Here is an 18,095-nt window from a genome sequence, read left to right on the forward strand (position 1 = left end):
CGCGCGGGCACGCCAGCAAGGCACGCCCGGCCTGCCGACCCCCGCAGGCCCGAAGCGGCGCGGGCAGCCAAGGCAAGCACCGGAGCCCAAGCCGCCGTACACGCGGGCGCCAGGCAGCCGCGCCCGCTCGGCCGAGGTGCGCAGCAGTCTGGCGCGCCACCACCGGCGACCTCAGGACAGCAGCGCCACGCACTCCACGTGGTGGGTCATCGGGAAGGCGTCGAACGCGCGGAGGTCGGTCAGCGCGTACCCGTGCGCGCCGAAGAACGCCACGTCGCGGGCCAAAGCCGCCGGGTCGCAGGCCACGTACACGATCCGGTCCGGCTGGCCGGCCACGATGGACTCCACCACCGCCTTGCCCGCACCCTTGCGCGGCGGGTCCAGCACCACGACGTCCACCGGCTTCGCCGCCGACGCCAGCACGTGCTCGACGCGCCCGGCCTGCCACGACACCTGCGGGAGGTCCGCCAGGTTCCGCTCGCCGTCGGCGACCGCGCGGCGGCCGGACTCCACCGCCAGGACCCGGCCGGCCGGGCCGACCTGCCCGGCCAGCACCGACGCGAACAGCCCGACCCCGGCGTAGAGGTCCCACGCCGAGCCGCCGGCAGGCGCCTCCGCCCACTTCGCCACGACGGAGGCCAGCGTCGACGCCGCCGCCGGGTGGACCTGCCAGAAGCCGTGCGCGTCGAGGCGCCAGTCGCGGCCCGCCGCGTGCTGCACGGCCACGCCGCCGGCCAGCTGGCGGGCGCGGACCTTGCCGCGCACCGTCGACAGCTCCCGCACGTGGACCCCGCCGTCACCGTCGCTGGTGACCTCCAGCTCGCTGCCCGGCCGCCAGCGCCGCGCGAGGACGTCGTCGAGCTCGCCCGGCACCGCGATCGGGCAGTCCTCCAACGCCACCACGCGGTGGCTGTGGTGCGCGCGCAGTCCGGCGCGCCCGTCGCCGTCGGCGACCAGGCGGACGCGGCTGCGCCAGTCCAGCGGGCCGCCGTCCAGCTCCTCCACGACGACGTCACGCTCGATGCCGGCCAGCCGCCGGAGCTGCTCCGCCACCACCGATGCCTTCAGTGAACGCTGGTGCGCCGGGGCCGCGTGCTGCCAGTCGCAGCCGCCGCAGCCGCCCGGCACGGCGAGCGGGCACGGCGGCTCCACCCGGAACTCCGAGGCCGAAAGCACCTCGATCGCGTCGCCGCGGCAGAAGGAACCGCCGTTGTCCTCGGTCACCTCGACGCGGACCTGCTCGCCCGGCAGCGCGTGCCGGACGAACACGACCCGGCCCTCCGCGCGGGCCACGCAGTGGCCGCCGTGCGCCACCGCGCCGACCTCCACCTCGAGGACGCGTCCCAGCCAGCTGGTCATTCGGCCGGCTCCTTGGGCTTGGGGGTGGCCACGGACTTCCCGTTGGGCGAGAAGCCCCGGCGGACGTCGCCCGCCGCGGGCCGTTCGTTGCGCACGCGCGCGGCCGCCTTGGCCGAGGACTCCAGCTGCCACGGCACGCTCGCCACGATGACACCCGGCTGGAACAGCAGGCGGCCCTTGAGCCGCAGCGCGCTCTGGTTGTGCAGCACCTGCTCCCACCAGTGACCGACCACATACTCCGGGATGAACACCGTCACGACGTTGCGCGGGTTGTCACCACGCACGCGCTTCACGTAGTCCAGGACCGGCTTCGTGATTTCGCGGTAGGGCGATTCGACGACCTTCAGCGGCACCTTGAACTTGTGCGCCTCCCACTCGGCGGTGAGCCGGCGGGTGTCCGCGTCGTCCACATTGACCGTCACGGCCTCGAGGACGTCCGGGCGCATCGCCTTGGCGTAGGCCAGCGCGCGCAGGGTCGGCCGGTGCAGTTTGGACACCAGCACGATCGCGTGGTTGCGCGAGGGCAGCACGGTCGGGGTGTCGCCGAGCTCCTTCAGCTCGTCGGCGACGCGGTCGTAGTGCTTCCGGATCGCCGTCATCAGCACGAAGATCGCGATCATCGCCGCGATCGCGATCCACGCGCCGAGCAGGAACTTGGTGATCAGCACGATCACCAGCACGACGCCGGTCATGGTCAGGCCGACCGCGTTGACCGTCTGCGAGCGCCGCATCCGCCGCCGCTTGGCCGGGTCGGTTTCCTTGCTCAGCAACCGGTTCCAGTGCCGGATCATGCCGGCCTGGCTCACCGTGAACGACACGAACACGCCCACGATGTAGAGCTGGATCAGCCGGGTGACCTCGGCGTCGAACGCGATGATCAGCACCAGCGCGAAGGCCGAGAGGAACAGGATCCCGTTGGAGAACGCCAGCCGGTCGCCGCGCGTGTGCAGCTGCCGCGGCAGGTAGCGATCCTGCGCCAGGATCGAGCCCAGCACCGGGAAGCCGTTGAACGCGGTGTTCGCGGCCAGCAGCAGGATGATGCCGGTGGAGAAGGAGATGTAGTAGAACGCCGGCGGGAAGTCGGCGAACACCGCGTGCGCGATCTGCGCGACGATCGTCTTCTGCTCGTAGCCGGCGGGCGCGCCGGCGAGCTGCTCCGCCGGGTCCTCGGCGAACTTGACGTCGGTGATCGTGGCGAGCGTGATGATGCCGACCAGCATGGTGACTGCCAGCAGGCCCATCATCAGCAGCGTCGTCGCCGCGTTCTTCGACTTGGGTTTCTGGAACGCCGGGACGCCGTTGCTGATCGCCTCGACCCCGGTCAGCGCCGCCGCGCCGGAGGAGAACGCGCGCAACACCAGGAACGCGTACGCGACTCCCGCGAAGGTGCCCTCCGCGTTCAAGGTGAACCCGGCGCTCTCGGCCTTCATCTCGGTGCCGGTGGCCGCCTGCACCAGGCCCCACACGACCATGACCAGGATGCCCAGGATGAACCCGTATGTCGGGATCGCGAAGGCCTTCCCCGACTCCCGGATGCCGCGCAGGTTCAGCGACGTCAGCACGACCACGATGACGATCGAGGCGAGCACCTTGTGCTGCGCCACCCACGGCACCGCGGACCCGATGTTGGCCACACCGGACGAAGTGGACACTGCGACGGTGAGCACGTAGTCGACGAGCAGCGCGCTCGCCACGGTCAGCCCGAACTTCCCGCCCAGGTTCGTGTTGGCGACCTCGTAGTCGCCGCCGCCGCTCGGGTACGCGTGCACGTTCTGCCGGTAGGACGCGACGACGACCAGCATGACCAGGGCGACCATGATGCCGATCCACGGCGCCAGCGCGTAGGCGGAGAGACCGGCGACGCTCAGCGTCAGGAAGATCTCTTCGGGCGCGTACGCCACGCTCGAGAGCGCGTCGGACGCGAAGATAGGCAGCGCGATGCGCTTCGGCAGGAGCGTGTGAGCGAGCCTGTCACTGCGGAACGGACGTCCGAGGACCAGGCGTTTCAGCACGGTCGGGAACTTCGACACCACGGAAGCCTAACCGGCGGGGGGCACGGTAGGTTCGGCGCTGGCATGTCGGGGTAGGTACGGACGGGTTAACCGCCGAAGAGGAGGCAGGGCGTGCACGTGGTGATCATGGGATGCGGCCGGGTAGGCGCGTCCCTGGCCGCTGCGCTGGAGCGGCTCGGCCACGAGGTGGCCGTCATCGACAAGAGCCAGCAGGCGTTCCGCCGGCTCGGCAGCGACTTCCACGGCCAGCAGGTCGTCGGGGTCGGGTTCGACCGCAAGGTGCTGATCGAAGCGGGCATCGAACGGGCCGGCGCGTTCGCGGCGGTGTCCAGCGGCGACAACTCGAACATCATCTCGGCGCGGGTCGCCCGCGAGAACTTCGGGATCGAGCACGTCGTGGCGCGCATCTACGACCACAAGCGGGCGGCCGTGTACGAGCGGCTGGGCATCCCGACGGTGGCGACCGTGCCGTGGACCACCGACCGGTTCCTGCGCACCCTGCTGCCGGACGGCGTGGCGTCGGCGTGGCGCGACCCGTCGGGCAACGTCGCGCTGCTGCAGCTGCCGCTGCACGAGAGCTGGGTCGGGCACTCCGTGCGGTCCCTGCAGGAGGCCAGCGGCGCGCGGGTGGCGTTCATCATGCGCTTCGGCACCGCCGTGCTGCCCGACACCAAGACCGTGCTCCAGGCCGACGACGGCGTGTGGGTCGCCGCGCGCTCGGGCACCGTCAGCGACGTCACGAGCGTGGCGCAGCGCGAACCGGAGGACGAGGACTGATGCGGGTCGCGATTGCCGGGGCGGGCGCCGTCGGCCGTTCCATCGCCGCCGAGCTGATCGACGGACGGCACCAGGTGATGCTCATCGAGCGGGAGGCCGACCAGTTCGAGCCGCACACCGTCGAGCAGGCCGACTGGGTGCTGGGCGACGCCTGCGAGGTGTCGATCCTGGAGGAGTCCGGGATCGAGCAGTGCGACGTCGTCATCGCCGCCACCGGCGACGACAAGGCGAACCTGGTGGTCTCGCTGCTCGCGAAGACGGAGTTCGCGGTCCGGCGCGTGGTGGCGCGGGTGAACAACCCGGCCAACGAGTGGCTGTTCACCGACGCCTGGGGCGTCGACGTCGCCGTCTCGACACCGCGGATGCTCGCGGCGATGGTCGAGGAGGCGGTCAGCGTCGGCGACCTCGTGCGGCTGATGACGTTCCGGCAGAGCAACGCGAACCTCGTCGAGCTGACGCTGCCGGCCGAGACCCCGCTGGCCGGCAAGCCGGTGAGCGCGGTGTCCCTGCCGCGTGACGCCGCACTGGTGACCATCCTGCGCGGCGACCGCGTGATCGTGCCGCAGCCGGAGGACCCGCTGGAGCCGGGCGACGAGCTGCTGTTCGTGGCCACCGCGGACGTCGAGCCGGAGATCCGGACGGCCCTGGGCTACTAGCGCCCCAATGTGGCCTTCGGTGCGTTGAACGCACCGAAGGCCACATTGGGGGCGTACTAGGCTTCGGGAGCGGCGTACTTCTGGCGCAGCCGGGCTTCGACCTCGGCGTCGGTCTCCGGTTCCGGCTCGTCCTCGGCCATCGCCTTGAGGCGCTTGTCCGACCGGCGCACCGCCCAGACGACCACCAGCAGGCCCAGCGCGTAGAGCGGGTAACCCATCGCGATCTTCGCGAAGGCCAGCCAGCCGGTGTAGTCCTCCTGGTAGAGCCACCGCTGCACGACGAACCGGGCGGCGAAGATCAGCGCCATCGCCAGCGTGGCGATGTCGTAGCCGTAGCGGGACGGCTTGTCCTTGCGCCACGCCTGGCCGGTGCCGTTGAGCATGTTCCAGACGACACCCGCGATCGGCCAGCGGACCACCACCGACAGCACGAAGACGCCGCAGTAGACCAGGCTGGCGTAGATCCCGAAGAGGAAGAACCCCTTCGCCGACCCCGTGCGGTAGGCGATGAACGCCGCGATCGCGACGCCGAAGAACCCGGAGATCGCCGGCTGCAGCGGCTCCTTGCGGACCACGCGCAGCACGGTGATCGCCACCGCGCTGCCGATCGAGGTCCAGATGGCCGCCGTCAGCCCGAAGAACGAGTTGGCCAGCACGAACACGATCACCGGCAGGGACGAGTAGACCAGGCCGGACACGCCGCCCATCTGCTCGAGCAGGGTCGGCTGCGGCCCTTCTTCGTCGTCGGTCTTCTTCTCGCTCGGGGCGGGATCAGTCACGATAGGTGATCAACTCACTGGGCTCTGGAGCTCGTAATAGGGGTTGTACAGCACCTTCTGGCCGGCACGCTCGGCCATCCGGCCGCGCACCTTGATCGTCCGGCCAGGCTCGATGCCCGGGATCCGGCGGCGGCCGAGCCAGATTAGCGTCACGCCCTGCGTCCCGTCGAACAGCTCCGCCTCCAGGGTGGCGGCCTCGTCGGTCGGGCACAGCTCCACGCTGCGGAGTCTCCCCATCACGGTGACCTCTTCGCCGGACCGGCAGTCACAGGCCCGCTGCGCGCCCTCGGCGCCGGACCTCATCGACATCTCGTCGGCGTCGAGATCCTCGACGTCGCTGGTCAGCTTGCGAACCAACCGGCTGAAGTAGCCGCCGTCTTTGGCGGACATAGGTGCTCCTGTGCTCCGGGGCCCCCGACGTGGTGTTTGCGGCCCGAACGTTTCCAGCGTAGCTGCGGTCCCCGCCAGGAGAACGCCTTTGCGCAAAGATCGCAACGTGACGTCCGCAATCCGAGTTCCCGCCGCGGTGCTGCTGCCCGGCACCGGCTCCGACGAGGTGTTCGTCCGCGCGGTCTTCGGCGGCCCGCTGCGCGCCCTCGGCGTCCCGCTCATCGCGCCGGCGCCGCCCCCGGGCGCGGCGCTCGCCGAGGGCTACCTGGCGGCCCTGGACGCGCTGGCGGACGAACACGGCGAACTGCTCGTCGGCGGCATTTCGTTCGGCGCGCACCTGGCCGCGGAGTGGGCCGTGCGCAACCGGGGCCGTTGCGGGGGCCTGCTGGCCGCGCTCCCGGCCTGGAACGGCGATCCCGGCTCAGCACCCGCGTCGCTGGCCGCGACGCTGTCCGCGGATCTGGTGGCCGGTTCCGGGGTCGACGGGGCGCTGGCGCAGACGGCCGGGTCGCCGGACTGGCTGCGGGCCGAGCTGGCCCGGGCCTGGCGCCGCCACGGCGACGGGCTCGCCGACGGCCTGCGCGTCGCGGCGGGCCGCCCGGCGCCGACGCTCGCTGAGCTCGCGGCGCTGGCCGTCCCGGCGGGGGTCGGCACGTGCACCGACGACCCGATCCACCCGACGAAAGTCGCATCGGAGTGGGCCACGGCACTCCCCCGCGCGGCCCTCGGGGAGACGACGCTCACGGCGCTCGGCGCCGATCGCGAGTCCCTCGGCCGGGCGACCGTGCTCGCCTTCCTGAAGGCCCGCCGCGACCCGGCGGCACCCCCCGCAAAGCCGTGAAGGCCGCCTCGAGCGGACTCGAGGCGGCCTTCACGAACCCGGGCGTCAGCCCTGCTGCTGCTGGGCGATGTGCTCGGCGACGGCGTCGGGCAGCGTGATGGTCAGCGGCGTGCGGACCGGCATCGGCGCGTCCCCGCGGTCGACGATCGTGCGGCGGACGATCTCCCGCAGCACCTCCACCGCGGCCGCGGCCTCCGACTGCGGCCCGGCGATGACCCCGCGCAGCATCCAGCGCGGCCGGTCGATGCCGACGAAGCGCAGCGAGACGTCCCCGACGATGGCCGAGATCTCCAGGCCCCACACGCCGCGGCCGATGTTCACCTTCGCGCCGTCGGCCCGCAGCTGGTCGGCCAGCTCGGTGCTGACCTCCCGCCACAGCCCGCCCGTGCGCGGCGCGGCGTACGCGCTGACCGTGATCTGACCCTGCTCGGTGACGACGTGCACGGCGCGCACGCCCCCGGTCTCCGGGTCCATCTCGACCTGCACCTGGGACCCGTCCGGCACCGGCACCTTCACCGAGCCGAGGTCGATCCGCGGGACGCCGTCGTCCTCGAAGTCCGCGACGTCGAACGGGCCGTCGGAGACGTCCGACAGCTCGCCGTCCTCGTCCTCGTACGCCTCGTCCTCGATCGTGTTGTCGGTCTCGGGCGCGGTGTGCCGTCCGGCGGGCCCGCCCTCGGTCCGCCGCTTGCGTCCGAAAATCCCCACTACTTCTCCGTTCCTTCCCCAGCCCCGGCGCTCGCGGCGAGCGCGTCTGCTCCCAGTGTGGCGTGTCCGCCCGTGGAGCCGTAGCCGGCGGCGCCCCGTTCGGTGGCGTCGAGCTCGGCGACCTCGACGAACTCGGCGTGCTCGACCCGCTGCACGACCAGCTGGGCGATGCGGTCGCCGCGCGCGAGCTTCACCGGGTGCACCGGATCGTGGTTGATCAGGCAGACCTTGATCTCCCCGCGGTACCCCGCGTCGATCGTGCCCGGCGTGTTCACCACCGAGAGGCCGGCCCGGGCCGCGAGGCCCGACCGCGGGTGGACGAACCCCGCGTACCCCGGGGGGAGCGCGATCGCGACACCGGTGCCGACCACCGCGCGTTCCCCGGGTTCGAGGACGATATCCGAGGTCGTGACGAGATCGGCGCCCGCGTCGCCCGGTCGGGCGTAGGCGGGCAGCGGGACATCCGGGTCGAGCCGGGAGAGGAGTACCTGAACGCTGGACACGGGCGGCGAGATTACTCTCTACCCGTGGGTGAATCAGCGAAGACGGCCGCGAGTGCCGCGGTCCGGCACTCCGAGCGGCTCTACGTCCCCTGGTGGGGCTGGCCGCTGCCGGTGCTGGGCGCGATCCTGCTGGCGGCCGAGATCGACCTCGGGTACCCCGGGATCCGGGCGTGGCTGCCGTACGTGATCGCGTTGCCGGTCGTGGTGGCGCTGCTGCTGTCACTCGGCCGGGCCAAGGTCCGCGTCACCGGCGGTGACGAGCCGGAGCTGTGGGTCGGCGACGCGCACCTGCCGCTGCGCTATGCCGGCGAAGTGGAGATCTTCGACAAGGACGCCAAGCGCAAGGCGCTCGGCCGGGACGGCGACCCCGCCGCCTACGTGCTGCACCGCGGCTGGGTCGGCCCGGTCGTGCGGGTCCGCGTCGCCGACGCGGCCGACCCGACGCCGTACTGGCTGTTCAGCACCCGCCACCCCGAGCGGATCGCCGAGCTGCTCAAGGGCGCCTGAACACCCCGGACATGTGGAAGGGGGCCGGCCTGCCGGCCGGCCCCCTTGTCCCCAGCGCGCTTCGAGCCCTCCCCTGTCCCTCAGGGCTCTCCGTCGCGTCTGTTCGTCCCCTGAACCCCGGTCCGAGATCCCGCGCGCTCAGGCGCAGTCGCGGCAGATCAGGCGTCCGCCGCTCTCCTCGGCCAGCCGGCTGCGGTGGTGCACCAGGAAGCACACGGAGCAGGTGAACTCGTCAGCCTGCTTCGGCACCACCTTCACGGTCATGTCCTCACCGGAAAGCCCGGAGAGGTCGGCACCCGGCAGCTCGAAGTTCTCGGCGGTCGCGTCCTCGTCGACGTCGACGACGCCGGACTGGTTCTCGTTCCGCCGGGCCTTGAGCTCCTCCAACGAGTCTTCGGCCAGCTCGTCGGCTTCGCTGCGGCGCGGAGCGTCGTAGTCGGTAGCCATGTGTCCCTCACCCCTGCGATCAGCTTGTGTAGTCGTTTTCCCGGACCCCCGGGTGCGCCCGTGAGTCCGCCGTGCCGCTGGTCAACGTTCCAGGGCCGCTGTTTGTGCCCGACGGCCGGAGTGACCGAGGTCTCTCTCGTTTTGGGCCTCGTCCTGCGGCCGGAGCCCGGGAAGGGTAGCTCACGCCCGCGACGGTTCTGCAACGAGTCAGACATTGCCCGGCAATCGTCACCCGACAGGGGGAACCCGCAGGTAAGACGCGTTGTCGTCCATTCGGGTTGCCCGCGGGTGGAGAACTTCACGCGCGGCCCGTGTCCGCTTGCTCCGGCGGTCCCCGCCGTGGTGCGATCGCCGCACGGGGCCACGGGCGGGCACGGGGGTGACCCGGAGGGCCGCGCGGCGGTCGCAGCGCCTAGGCTCATCGGCCACGACGGTGCCGTGCGCACCGGTCGGTTTCGGGTTCGGGAAGGGACGGGCAGGTGGCGTCGGGGAACGGCATCGGGGACCGTGGGGCGCGGCCGTATCGCAAGCACAAGCCGCTGCCGGCGCTGATCGTGATCGGCGTGCTGGCCCTCGGCGCGATCGTCGTGTGGATCAACGCGGCGGTCGGCAAGGGCGACGTCGACGAGGCCGTCCGCTGCGACCCGCCGGCCAGCCCGCCACCGGGCGTCACGCTGAACACCCTCCCCCACACCGCGCTCGACGACCGCGCCCCAGTGCCGCCGGACAAGGTCGCGGTGAAGGTGCTCAACGCGTCCGGCAGCCGCGGCCAGGGCGGCATCGCCACGACGGCGCTCAAGGAGCTGGGCTTCACGGGCGCGGGCGAACCGGCCAACGACCCGGCGTACGAGGGCCGCGAGGCCAAGTGCCGCGGCCAGATCCGCTTCGGCGAGAACGGCGTCACGGCGGCCCGGACGATCAGCCTGGTGGTGCCGTGCGCCGAGCTGGTCCAGGACAACCGCAAGGACGCGAGCGTCGACCTGGTGACGGGCACCCTCTTCGGCGACCTGCGGCCCCGTGCGGAAGCCCGCCAGATCCTGACTCAGCTCGCCGACTGGTCGAAGGCCCACCAGGGCGGCGGCGGCAACGAGCAGTCGGCCGGCGGGCAGGCCCCGGTGATCGACCAGACCCTGCTGGCCTCGGCCCGCGACGTCGCCTGCTGACCCGGAGCGGGCCTCAGACGTCGGCCGCGCCGCAGTCGGCCAGCACCTTCCGCAGCGGGTCCGCGATCGCCGGAGACGCCGCGTACGTCGCGTCCGCGCCCAGCTCCGGCGCCGAACCCGGCAGCCACACCCGCGCGCCCGCCTCCGCCGCGATCAGCGCTCCCGCGGCCCAGTCCCAGCGGTGCAGCCCGTGCTCGACGTACGCGTCCAGCCAGCCCGCCGCCACCGCGCACAGGTCGAGCGACGCCGCCCCGTTGCGGCGGATGTCCCGGACCCGCCCGAGCAGCTCCGCCGCGAACCGCGACTGCCGCCTCCGCCGCTCGGCCGAGTACGCGAACCCCGTCCCGACCAACGTCAGCTCGAGCCGCGAAGGCGCCGACACCGCCAGCCGGCGGCCGTCCAGGAACGCGCCCTGGCCGCGCGCCGCCGACCACACCCGGCCGCTCGCCGGCTCGACCACCGCGCCGGCCACGGACTCGCCGCCGACCTGGGCCGCCACCGACACCGCGAACCAGGGCAGGCCGTAGAGGAAGTTCACCGTGCCGTCGATCGGGTCGACGACCCAGGTGACGCCGGCACCGGCCTCGCCGCCGCCCTCCTCTCCCAGCACCGGCTCCCCCGGCCGCAGCTCGGCCAGCCTCGCCCGCACGAGCCGTTCCGACTCGTGGTCCACCGCGGTCACCACGTCGGTGGCCGCGGACTTGGTGTCCACGGCGACCGCGCGACCGCCCGCCATCCCCTCCCAGGCCTCGCGGACCAGCTCGGCGGCTTCCGTCGCGACCTGCTCCGCGACGCTTTTCAGCAACGACTCGTCAACTCCCACGTCCGCCATGTCACCACATCCGGTTAAAGTCTCCGAGGCAGGCTTCTGAATCGTGCGAGAAGGGACCACGTCCGTGGTGGAGGCGACCCGCCGAGGTTTCGGCATCGACATCGGCGGCAGCGGGATCAAGGGCGCCTTGGTCGACCTGGAAAAGGGCCAGCTCATCGGCGACCGGATCCGGATCGAGACGCCCAAGCCGTCCACCCCGTCGGCGGTGGCCGACGTCGTGCACGACATCGTCACGCAGGCGGCGTGGGACGGCCCGGTCGGCGTGACGCTGCCGGCCGTCGTGAAGAAGGGCGTCGCGCACACCGCGGCCAACATCGACAAGCAGTGGATCGGCACCGACGCGGACGCGCTGTTCGCCAAGCGGATCGGCCGCGGCGTCGACCAGATCGCGATGCTGAACGACGCCGATGCGGCCGGCATGGCCGAGATCCGCTTCGGCGACCCGGTCGCGCGCAAGGGCGTCACCGCGCTGCTGACCTTCGGCACCGGGATCGGCAGCGCGGTGTTCCAGGACGGCAAGCTCGTCCCGAACACCGAGTTCGGCCACCTGGAGATCGACGGGCACGACGCGGAGAAGCGCGCGGCGGCCTCGGTGAAGGACAACGAGGGCCTGTCCTACCCCGATTGGGCCAAGCGGGTGCACCGTTATCTGACCGTGCTCGAAAACCTCATCTGGCCCGATCTGTTCATCGTCGGCGGCGGGGTCAGCAAGAAGGCCGAGAAATGGGTGCCGCTGCTGGACATCCGCACTCCGGTGCTGGTCGCGACGCTGCAGAACAACGCCGGGATCGTCGGCGCGGCGGCCGCCGCGGCCGAGGGCATCGAGCACTAGAACGGCCGCCGCCGGCCCGCCCCGGCGGGCCGGAAGGTGATCGCTTCGCGACGCATGCGCGTACCGTCGTTACAATGGAACACGGCCCACGGCTGCGGAGGCCAAAACCGCAGGCCGAGGCGTGATCCCCGAATGTGAGGCAGCAGTGGCCCCGTGCCGTTGCTCGTCATGATCGACCGCTGCGAAAGGGCGTAAGTGGCAGCCGCAAGAACCGCAACCCGAGGCGGGACGAAGACAGCGACCGCAGCCGGCGAGCCGGCCGAAGAGGCAGCCACCGGGACGGCGAAGCCAGCGGCCCGCAAGACCACCACCGCGAAGAAGGCTCCGGCCAAGAAGGCTCCGGCGAAGAAGCCCGCGACCAAGGGCGCCAAGGGCGAGGACGGCGAGCCCGAAGGCCCCGAGGGTCTCGAAGAAGGCGAACTCGACTCGCCCGACCTGTCGGACCTGGAAGAGGTCGAGGTCGACGTTGTCGACGAGACCGTCAACGACGAGCCGGACGCCGGCTCGGCGGATGACGACGACGATGACGACGACGAGTCGGACGAGGAGACCCCGGCGCAGCGCCGTCGCGGCGCGGCCGCGGACAAGGCGGCCGCCGCCAAGAGCTCCGACAACCCCGACTTCGTCTGGGACGAGGAGGAGTCGGAGGCCCTGCGCCAGGCGCGCAAGGACGCCGAGCTCACCGCGTCGGCCGACTCCGTGCGGGCCTACCTCAAGCAGATCGGCAAGGTCGCGCTGCTGAACGCGGAGGAGGAGGTGGAGCTGGCCAAGCGGATCGAGGCCGGGCTCTACGCCGCCGAGCGCGTGCGCACCGCCGAGGAGGAGGGCGAGAAGCTCGTCACCCAGATGCGCCGCGATCTCAAGTGGATCGTGCGTGACGGCGAGCGCGCCAAGAACCACCTGCTCGAGGCGAACCTCCGGCTCGTCGTTTCGCTGGCCAAGCGCTACACCGGCCGCGGCATGGCGTTCCTGGACCTCATCCAGGAGGGCAACCTCGGCCTGATCCGCGCGGTGGAGAAGTTCGACTACACCAAGGGCTACAAGTTCTCGACGTACGCCACGTGGTGGATCCGCCAGGCGATCACCCGCGCGATGGCCGACCAGGCCCGCACCATCCGCATCCCGGTGCACATGGTCGAGGTCATCAACAAGCTCGGCCGTATACAGCGCGAACTCCTGCAGGACCTCGGCCGCGAGCCGACGCCCGAGGAGCTCGCCAAGGAGATGGACATCTCCCCGGAGAAGGTCCTGGAGATCCAGCAGTACGCGCGTGAGCCGATCTCGCTCGACCAGACGATCGGCGACGAGGGCGACTCGCAGCTCGGTGACTTCATCGAGGACTCCGAAGCGGTCGTCGCGGTCGACGCGGTGTCGTTCACGCTGCTGCAGGACCAGCTCCAGTCGGTGCTGCAGACGCTGTCCGAGCGCGAGGCGGGCGTGGTCCGGCTGCGCTTCGGCCTCACGGACGGCCAGCCGCGCACGCTCGACGAGATCGGCCAGGTGTACGGGGTGACCCGTGAGCGCATCCGGCAGATCGAGTCGAAGACGATGTCGAAGCTGCGTCACCCGTCGCGGTCGCAGGTGCTGCGGGACTACCTGGACTGATTTTCCTTACAGGACAACGAAGAACCCCGCCACCTCGGGTGGCGGGGTTCTTCCGCGTTCAGGCCCGGCCGGTGAGCGTCGTCCACGGCACGTGCACCGTGACGCGTTCGCGCAGCTGCTCGTTCAGCAGCCACAGCTCACCCGTCGCCGGCCAGTACGAGAGGTTCTGGCTGTTCACCGGCGCCTGGCCGGCCAGCCGCGACGTCGACACGCCGCCGACCCCGCCGTGCAGGCACGACGGGTGGTCGCCCGCCACTCCGGCGTACTCCGGGCAGACACCGGTCAGCACGAAGTAGCCGTTGCGCGCCACCGCGCCCTGCATCCCCCAGACCGGTGACGAAAACCCTTCGATCGCGTGCACCAGCCCGTCGGACGACGTCGCGAGCCGGCCCGAAGCGGTGTCGAACGGCCAGCGCAGGATCCGGCCGCCCGCCGCGGCCGGGACGTGCTCGGCCGTCACGAACGTGGAATCGGTGTGGTCGAACGAAAGGGTCGACAGGCAGGGCAGCGCGCCGGTCGCCGTCGTGCAGGCGCCGCCGCCGGGGTACCAGTAGGCGCCCACCTGCGGCATCGCGTAGTCGTAGTACGCGGCGTGGTACTTGCCGTCGCTGCCGAGGCCGACCGTCGCCGCGCTCGCGTCGACCTTCCAGAAGTGCGTCGTGTCGAAGACGCGGACCAGGCCGCCGGTGGTGGCGACGTAGAGCAGGTTCCCGGACCACGTGATGCCGTGCCCGTGGCCGGCCACAACCGCAAAGTCGTTGTCGGAAGTGGGTTCCACGAGCAGGACGTGCCGGTAGCCGAGCCCGTTGGCGTCCACAAAGGACAGTCGGACCATCGTGTCGCCCGGGGTGTGCCACGACGTCACGACGACGCGCTTGCCACCGGCCGTCCCCGTCGACGGCGAGGCGTCGCCCGAGCCGGTGAGGCCCTGCGGGACCCAGTCGTTGGTCTTGTCGTCGTTCGCGTCCTCCCAGCAGAACCCGGCGGGCTTCAGCGCGGCGGCGAGGTACGTGCCGTGGCACAGCGGGCGGGCCTTGCGGTTGGTGTCGCCGAGCAGCGCCGGGAGCGCGCGCGGCGGCAGCTTCTTGTCCAGCGCGGTGATGCGGCTGCCGTAGGTGGCGAAGGTGTCCCCCGCGGTGAGCCGATAGCTGTCGACGGTCGCCGCGTCGAGGCGGGGGAAGTTCGCGGCCGCCTGGGCCGTCGACGGCAGCCCGAGCAGCACCAGCACCACAAGACCGAGCACGAATCGCATGCCCGCAGCGTCCCCGAGCCGCGTACACGGCCCGTACAACTCAGGGGACGGCCAGGCCGCGCTCCCGCAGCGACTGCTCGACGCGCAGCCGTTCGATCTCGCGGTCCATCCCCTCGGGCAGCTCCTCGAGCCGGTGCGGGACGCCGACCTGGCGGCACGCCTGGGTGAGGAGCTCGTCGTACGCCTGCCGCGTGCCGAAGCGCCGCGCGGCGGGAGTGCCGGAGGGGTAGCCGGCGAGGAGGCGGTGCACGCGACGCAGGTCCGCGGCGACCCGTTCGATCGGCGGGCCCTGGGGCTGGGGCTTCACGCGCTTCTCGCGGATCCACCGCAGGATCGCGGGGAAGCGCAGCGCGCACCAGAAGAGCACCGTGGGAGCGATGCAGACCACGGCGAACAGGATCAGGTTCGCGAGGACGCCGCCGGCGCCGGCCATGACCTCATGGTAAGGCCGCGAGGCCGGTTCGGGGACCCCTCCCGGGCGGTCGACGGTAGAACCGTTCCACCACGACCGCCTGTGCCGTGCGCGGTGGCGCTCGCCCTCGGCCTGGGCGCGGCGGCGCTGGCCTGCGCCATCTCCGTCCTGGGTGACGGCGCCTGGCTGCTGGGCGTCGCCACCGCGGTGGCGCTCGTCGTGGAGACGGCCCACGCCACGGCCCGGGCCCGCGGAGTGCTGCCGCGGCTGCGGCTGGCGCGGGTGCGCCGCCGGCTCCACGCGGCCGGACGTCACCCGGAGCACGTCTACGCCGGGCACGACCGGGGCCGGACCAGGGCGAAGCACCTCGTGTTCCTGGTGCACGAGCCGCACACCCGCTCACTCGAGCTGCTGGCCTGGGCGCGCGGCGGGCTCGAGCCGCGCTGGCGGGCCCGGCTCGCCGAGATCACCGAGGCCAAGGTCGCCCTCGGCGGCACGAGCGGCCGGTGGACCGACCAGCCCGCCGAGCTGATCCTCCGCCTCGGCGAAGACGACCCGGTGGTGCTGTGGATCCCGGGTGACCAGCCCGGACTCCTGCACTTCGCCTGGTTCCTCGACGCCCCGGCCCGCCGCCGACGCCGCCGCGGCCCGCCGAGCCCGCGAAACGGCCCGTGATCAGAGCGCCGACACGTGTGATTGAAGAGGCATCACCCGTGATCAGGAGGGCATCACGCGTGATTGGCGGGGCATCACGTCCGATGCCCCGCCAATCACGTGTGATGCCTCTCGGCACACGGGTGATGCCCCTTTCGTCACGCGAGTTCGGGGGTCTCCGGGGGTTCTTCGGTGAGCCAGAGGACTCCGGCCGGGGGGAGCTGGAGGACGGCCGAGGCCGGTTGGCCGTGCCACGGGGACTCCACCGCCTCGACCTCGCCCAGGTTGCCGACGCCGGAGCCGCCGTAGGCCTCGGCGTCGGTGTTGACGACCTCGCGCCAGCGGCCCGCGGACGGCAGGCCGACGCGGTAGTCGTGGTGCGGGACTCCGGCGAAGTTGGCCACGCAGGCCAGCTTCGAGCCGTCCGCGCCGATGCGCAGGAAGCTCAGCACGTTGCCGCTGGAGTCGTTCGCGTCGATCCAGCGGAAGCCGTCCGGGGACGTGTCCTGGCTGAACAACGCCGGTGTCGACTTGTACACCGAGTTGAGCGACCGCAGCAGGTCCTGGACGCCGCGGTGCAGCGGCTCCTCCAGCAGGTGCCAGTCCAGCGAACGCTGCTCCGACCACTCCGACGGCTGCCCGAACTCGCCGCCCATGAACAGCAGCTGCTTGCCCGGGTGCGCCCACATGAACGCCAGCAGCGAGCGCAGCCCGGCCGCCTTGTTCCAGGCGTCACCCGGCATGCGGCCCCACAGGGATCCCTTGCCGTGCACCACTTCGTCGTGCGACAGCGGGAGCACGAAGTTCTCGCTCCACGCGTACACGAGCGAGAACGTCATCTCGTTGTGGTGGTAGGCCCGGTGGATCGGCTCGTGCGACAGGTACCGGAGCGTGTCGTGCATCCAGCCCATGTTCCACTTGAAGCCGAACCCGAGCCCGCCCAGGTGCGTTGGGCGCGTGACACCCGGCCACGCCGTCGACTCCTCGGCCACCATCACGATGCCCGGGTGTCGCTTGTAAACGGTCGCGTTCAGCTCCTGCAGGAACTTCACCGCGTCCAGGTTTTCGCGGCCGCCGTACTGGTTCGGCAGCCACTCCCCTTCGTTGCGGGAGTAGTCGAGGTAGAGCATCGAGGCGACGGCGTCGACGCGCAGGCCGTCGAGGTGGAACTCCTCGATCCAGTACAGCGCGTTGGCGACGAGGAAGTTGCGGACCTCGTTGCGGCCGAAGTCGAACACGAGCGTGCCCCAGTCGGGCTGCTCGCCGCGGCGCGGGTCCGCGTGCTCGTACAGCGCGGTGCCGTCGAACTTCGCCAGCGCCCAGCTGTCCTTCGGGAAGTGCGCGGGCACCCAGTCGACGAGCACGCCGATCCCCCGCTGGTGCAGGCGGTCGACGAAGTAGCGGAAGTCGTCCGGCGAGCCGAAGCGGGACGTCGGCGCGTAGTACGACGTCACCTGGTAGCCCCACGAGCCGCCGAACGGGTGCTCCGACACCGGCAGCAGCTCGACGTGCGTGAAGCCGGTCTCGAGCACGTAGTCGCCGAGCTGGTCGGCCAGCTCGCGGTAGTCCAGGCCGGGCCGCCACGACCCGAGGTGGACCTCGTAGACGCTCATCGGCGCCGCGGCCCACTGGGTCGCCTCGCGCTGGGCCACCCACTCGTCGTCTTCCCACGTGTGCGCGCCGGTGGTGACGACCGACGCCGTCGCCGGCGGCTGCTCGGTGCCGAACGCCATCGGGTCGGCCTTCTCGCGCCAGTTGCCGTCGGCGCCGAGGATGCGGAACTTGTAACAGGTCCCCGCGCCGACGCCGGGGACGAACAGCTCCCAGATCCCGGACGAGCCGAGCGAGCGCATCGCGTGCCCGCGCCCGTCCCAGCCGTTGAAGTCGCCGATCACGCGGATGCCGCGGGCGTTCGGCGCCCACACCGCGAACGACGTGCCCTCGACGTCGCCGTTCGGCGTCTCGTACGACCGGACGTGCGCGCCGAGCGCCTCCCAGAGCCGCTCGTGCCGGCCTTCGCCGATCAGGTGCAGGTCCAGCTCGCCGACCGTGGGCAGCCAGCGGTACGGGTCGTCGGCGGTGACGGTGTGCCCGTCGTACTCGACCTCCAGCCGGTAGTCACCGGGGTGCTCGGGCACGGCGGCGGCGAACAGCGCGTCGATCACCGGCTCCATCGGGTACCGGCGCTCCCCCGCGCGCAGCGTCACGGCCTTGGCGCCGGGCAGCAGCGCACGAGCCGCGAAGCCCGTGCCGACGGCGTGCACGCCCAGCACCGAGTGCGGGTCGTGGTGGGACCCGGCGAGCAGCCGGTCGATGTCCGCGGCCGGCGGGGCCGCGGCCGGGAAGCCTTCCGGAACCGCGTTCAC

19 protein-coding genes are annotated in these 18,095 nt (G+C 71.9%); 8 read left to right on the forward strand and 11 right to left on the reverse strand.

Annotated elements, in window-relative coordinates; all coding sequences use genetic code 11:
- Positions 1-171 precede the first annotated feature (171 nt).
- Both ACZ61C_RS16255 and ACZ61C_RS16260 read right to left on the reverse strand, forming a co-directional pair.
- Complete coding sequence (locus ACZ61C_RS16255; protein ID WP_465307355.1) at positions 172-1,359, reverse strand: class I SAM-dependent RNA methyltransferase; 1,188 nt, start codon at positions 1,357-1,359, stop codon at positions 172-174.
- The gene (locus tag ACZ61C_RS16260) at positions 1,356-3,389 is read right to left on the reverse strand and encodes an APC family permease (protein ID WP_465307357.1); all 2,034 of its coding nucleotides are present in this window, start codon (positions 3,387-3,389) and stop codon (positions 1,356-1,358) included. Before ACZ61C_RS16260 ends, ACZ61C_RS16255 begins: the two co-directional genes overlap by 4 nt.
- A 93-nt stretch (positions 3,390-3,482) precedes the next feature.
- Between ACZ61C_RS16260 and ACZ61C_RS16265 the strand changes: the two genes are divergently transcribed.
- Together ACZ61C_RS16265 and ACZ61C_RS16270 are read left to right on the forward strand one after the other, a co-directional pair.
- Positions 3,483-4,148, forward strand: coding sequence for a potassium channel family protein (locus ACZ61C_RS16265; RefSeq protein ID WP_465307359.1), 666 nt, complete (start codon positions 3,483-3,485; stop codon positions 4,146-4,148).
- A complete protein-coding gene (locus ACZ61C_RS16270) occupies positions 4,148-4,804 on the forward strand; it encodes a potassium channel family protein (protein WP_465307361.1) in 657 nt (218 codons plus the stop codon). Before ACZ61C_RS16265 ends, ACZ61C_RS16270 begins: the two co-directional genes overlap by 1 nt.
- A 56-nt stretch (positions 4,805-4,860) precedes the next feature.
- On the opposite strand, the gene ACZ61C_RS16275 is transcribed toward ACZ61C_RS16270, so the two are convergent.
- A complete protein-coding gene (locus ACZ61C_RS16275; RefSeq protein ID WP_465307363.1) occupies positions 4,861-5,583 on the reverse strand; it encodes a DUF3159 domain-containing protein in 723 nt (240 codons plus the stop codon).
- A gap of 9 nt (positions 5,584-5,592) precedes the next feature.
- Entirely contained in the window at positions 5,593-5,973 is a 381-nt protein-coding gene (locus ACZ61C_RS16280; RefSeq protein WP_465307365.1) for an OB-fold nucleic acid binding domain-containing protein, read from the reverse strand.
- Between the two features lie 136 nt (positions 5,974-6,109).
- Here ACZ61C_RS16280 and ACZ61C_RS16285 point away from each other — a divergent pair, with 136 nt between their 5' ends.
- Positions 6,110-6,814 (forward strand): alpha/beta hydrolase, encoded by a 705-nt coding sequence (locus tag ACZ61C_RS16285; RefSeq protein WP_465308244.1) that lies wholly within the window; start codon positions 6,110-6,112, stop codon positions 6,812-6,814.
- 45 nt (positions 6,815-6,859) lie between these two features.
- On the opposite strand, the gene ACZ61C_RS16290 is transcribed toward ACZ61C_RS16285, so the two are convergent.
- Complete coding sequence (locus ACZ61C_RS16290) at positions 6,860-7,522, reverse strand: DUF3710 domain-containing protein (protein ID WP_465307367.1); 663 nt, start codon at positions 7,520-7,522, stop codon at positions 6,860-6,862.
- Positions 7,522-8,025 (reverse strand): dUTP diphosphatase, encoded by a 504-nt coding sequence (dut, locus tag ACZ61C_RS16295; protein WP_465307369.1) that lies wholly within the window; start codon positions 8,023-8,025, stop codon positions 7,522-7,524. Before dut ends, ACZ61C_RS16290 begins: the two co-directional genes overlap by 1 nt.
- Positions 8,026-8,049: 24 nt before the next feature.
- Here dut and ACZ61C_RS16300 point away from each other — a divergent pair, with 24 nt between their 5' ends.
- Positions 8,050-8,532 (forward strand): DUF3093 domain-containing protein, encoded by a 483-nt coding sequence (locus ACZ61C_RS16300; RefSeq protein ID WP_465307371.1) that lies wholly within the window; start codon positions 8,050-8,052, stop codon positions 8,530-8,532.
- Positions 8,533-8,670: 138 nt separating this feature from the next.
- On the opposite strand, the gene ACZ61C_RS16305 is transcribed toward ACZ61C_RS16300, so the two are convergent.
- Positions 8,671-8,979 (reverse strand): DUF4193 domain-containing protein, encoded by a 309-nt coding sequence (locus ACZ61C_RS16305; RefSeq protein ID WP_086676737.1) that lies wholly within the window; start codon positions 8,977-8,979, stop codon positions 8,671-8,673.
- Between the two features lie 479 nt (positions 8,980-9,458).
- On the opposite strand from ACZ61C_RS16305, the gene cei reads away from it, so the two are divergent.
- Positions 9,459-10,142, forward strand: a complete 684-nt coding sequence (gene cei, locus ACZ61C_RS16310; protein WP_465307373.1) for an envelope integrity protein Cei — start codon at positions 9,459-9,461, stop codon at positions 10,140-10,142.
- Between the two features lie 13 nt (positions 10,143-10,155).
- On the opposite strand, the gene ACZ61C_RS16315 is transcribed toward cei, so the two are convergent.
- Positions 10,156-10,974 (reverse strand): inositol monophosphatase family protein, encoded by an 819-nt coding sequence (locus ACZ61C_RS16315; RefSeq protein WP_465307375.1) that lies wholly within the window; start codon positions 10,972-10,974, stop codon positions 10,156-10,158.
- Between the two features lie 64 nt (positions 10,975-11,038).
- On the opposite strand from ACZ61C_RS16315, the gene ppgK reads away from it, so the two are divergent.
- Positions 11,039-11,806 carry a polyphosphate--glucose phosphotransferase gene (ppgK, locus tag ACZ61C_RS16320; RefSeq protein WP_465308246.1) on the forward strand — a complete coding sequence of 256 codons (768 nt, stop codon included), beginning with the start codon at positions 11,039-11,041 and terminating at the stop codon, positions 11,804-11,806.
- A gap of 195 nt (positions 11,807-12,001) precedes the next feature.
- Positions 12,002-13,411, forward strand: a complete 1,410-nt coding sequence (locus ACZ61C_RS16325; protein WP_465307377.1) for an RNA polymerase sigma factor — start codon at positions 12,002-12,004, stop codon at positions 13,409-13,411.
- Between the two features lie 58 nt (positions 13,412-13,469).
- Here ACZ61C_RS16325 and ACZ61C_RS16330 read toward each other — a convergent pair whose 3' ends face one another.
- Both ACZ61C_RS16330 and ACZ61C_RS16335 read right to left on the reverse strand, forming a co-directional pair.
- Entirely contained in the window at positions 13,470-14,663 is a 1,194-nt protein-coding gene (locus tag ACZ61C_RS16330; protein ID WP_465307379.1) for a hypothetical protein, read from the reverse strand.
- 40 nt (positions 14,664-14,703) lie between these two features.
- Positions 14,704-15,096, reverse strand: a complete 393-nt coding sequence (locus ACZ61C_RS16335; protein WP_465307381.1) for a hypothetical protein — start codon at positions 15,094-15,096, stop codon at positions 14,704-14,706.
- 81 nt (positions 15,097-15,177) lie between these two features.
- Here ACZ61C_RS16335 and ACZ61C_RS16340 point away from each other — a divergent pair, with 81 nt between their 5' ends.
- Positions 15,178-15,750: a hypothetical protein gene (locus ACZ61C_RS16340; protein WP_465307383.1), complete on the forward strand. Its 573-nt coding sequence runs from the start codon at positions 15,178-15,180 to the stop codon at positions 15,748-15,750.
- Between the two features lie 137 nt (positions 15,751-15,887).
- Here ACZ61C_RS16340 and glgB read toward each other — a convergent pair whose 3' ends face one another.
- On the reverse strand, positions 15,888-18,095 hold the full coding sequence (gene glgB / locus ACZ61C_RS16345) for a 1,4-alpha-glucan branching protein GlgB (RefSeq protein ID WP_465307385.1): 2,208 nt from the start codon (positions 18,093-18,095) through the stop codon (positions 15,888-15,890).

Source organism: Amycolatopsis sp. NPDC104587, assembly GCF_055583645.1.

What these genes read in the sequence shown, in the direction of transcription:
- ACZ61C_RS16255 (WP_465307355.1), bottom strand. Translation starts at nt 1,359, where the DNA reads ATGACCAGCTGGCTGGGACGCGTCCTCGAGGTGGAGGTCGGCGCGGTG.
- ACZ61C_RS16270 (WP_465307361.1), top strand. Translation starts at nt 4,148, where the DNA reads ATGCGGGTCGCGATTGCCGGGGCGGGCGCCGTCGGCCGTTCCATCGCC.
- ACZ61C_RS16280 (WP_465307365.1), bottom strand. Translation starts at nt 5,973, where the DNA reads ATGTCCGCCAAAGACGGCGGCTACTTCAGCCGGTTGGTTCGCAAGCTG.
- ACZ61C_RS16305 (WP_086676737.1), bottom strand. Translation starts at nt 8,979, where the DNA reads ATGGCTACCGACTACGACGCTCCGCGCCGCAGCGAAGCCGACGAGCTG.
- ACZ61C_RS16315 (WP_465307375.1), bottom strand. Translation starts at nt 10,974, where the DNA reads ATGGCGGACGTGGGAGTTGACGAGTCGTTGCTGAAAAGCGTCGCGGAG.
- ACZ61C_RS16330 (WP_465307379.1), bottom strand. Translation starts at nt 14,663, where the DNA reads ATGCGATTCGTGCTCGGTCTTGTGGTGCTGGTGCTGCTCGGGCTGCCG.
- ACZ61C_RS16335 (WP_465307381.1), bottom strand. Translation starts at nt 15,096, where the DNA reads ATGGCCGGCGCCGGCGGCGTCCTCGCGAACCTGATCCTGTTCGCCGTG.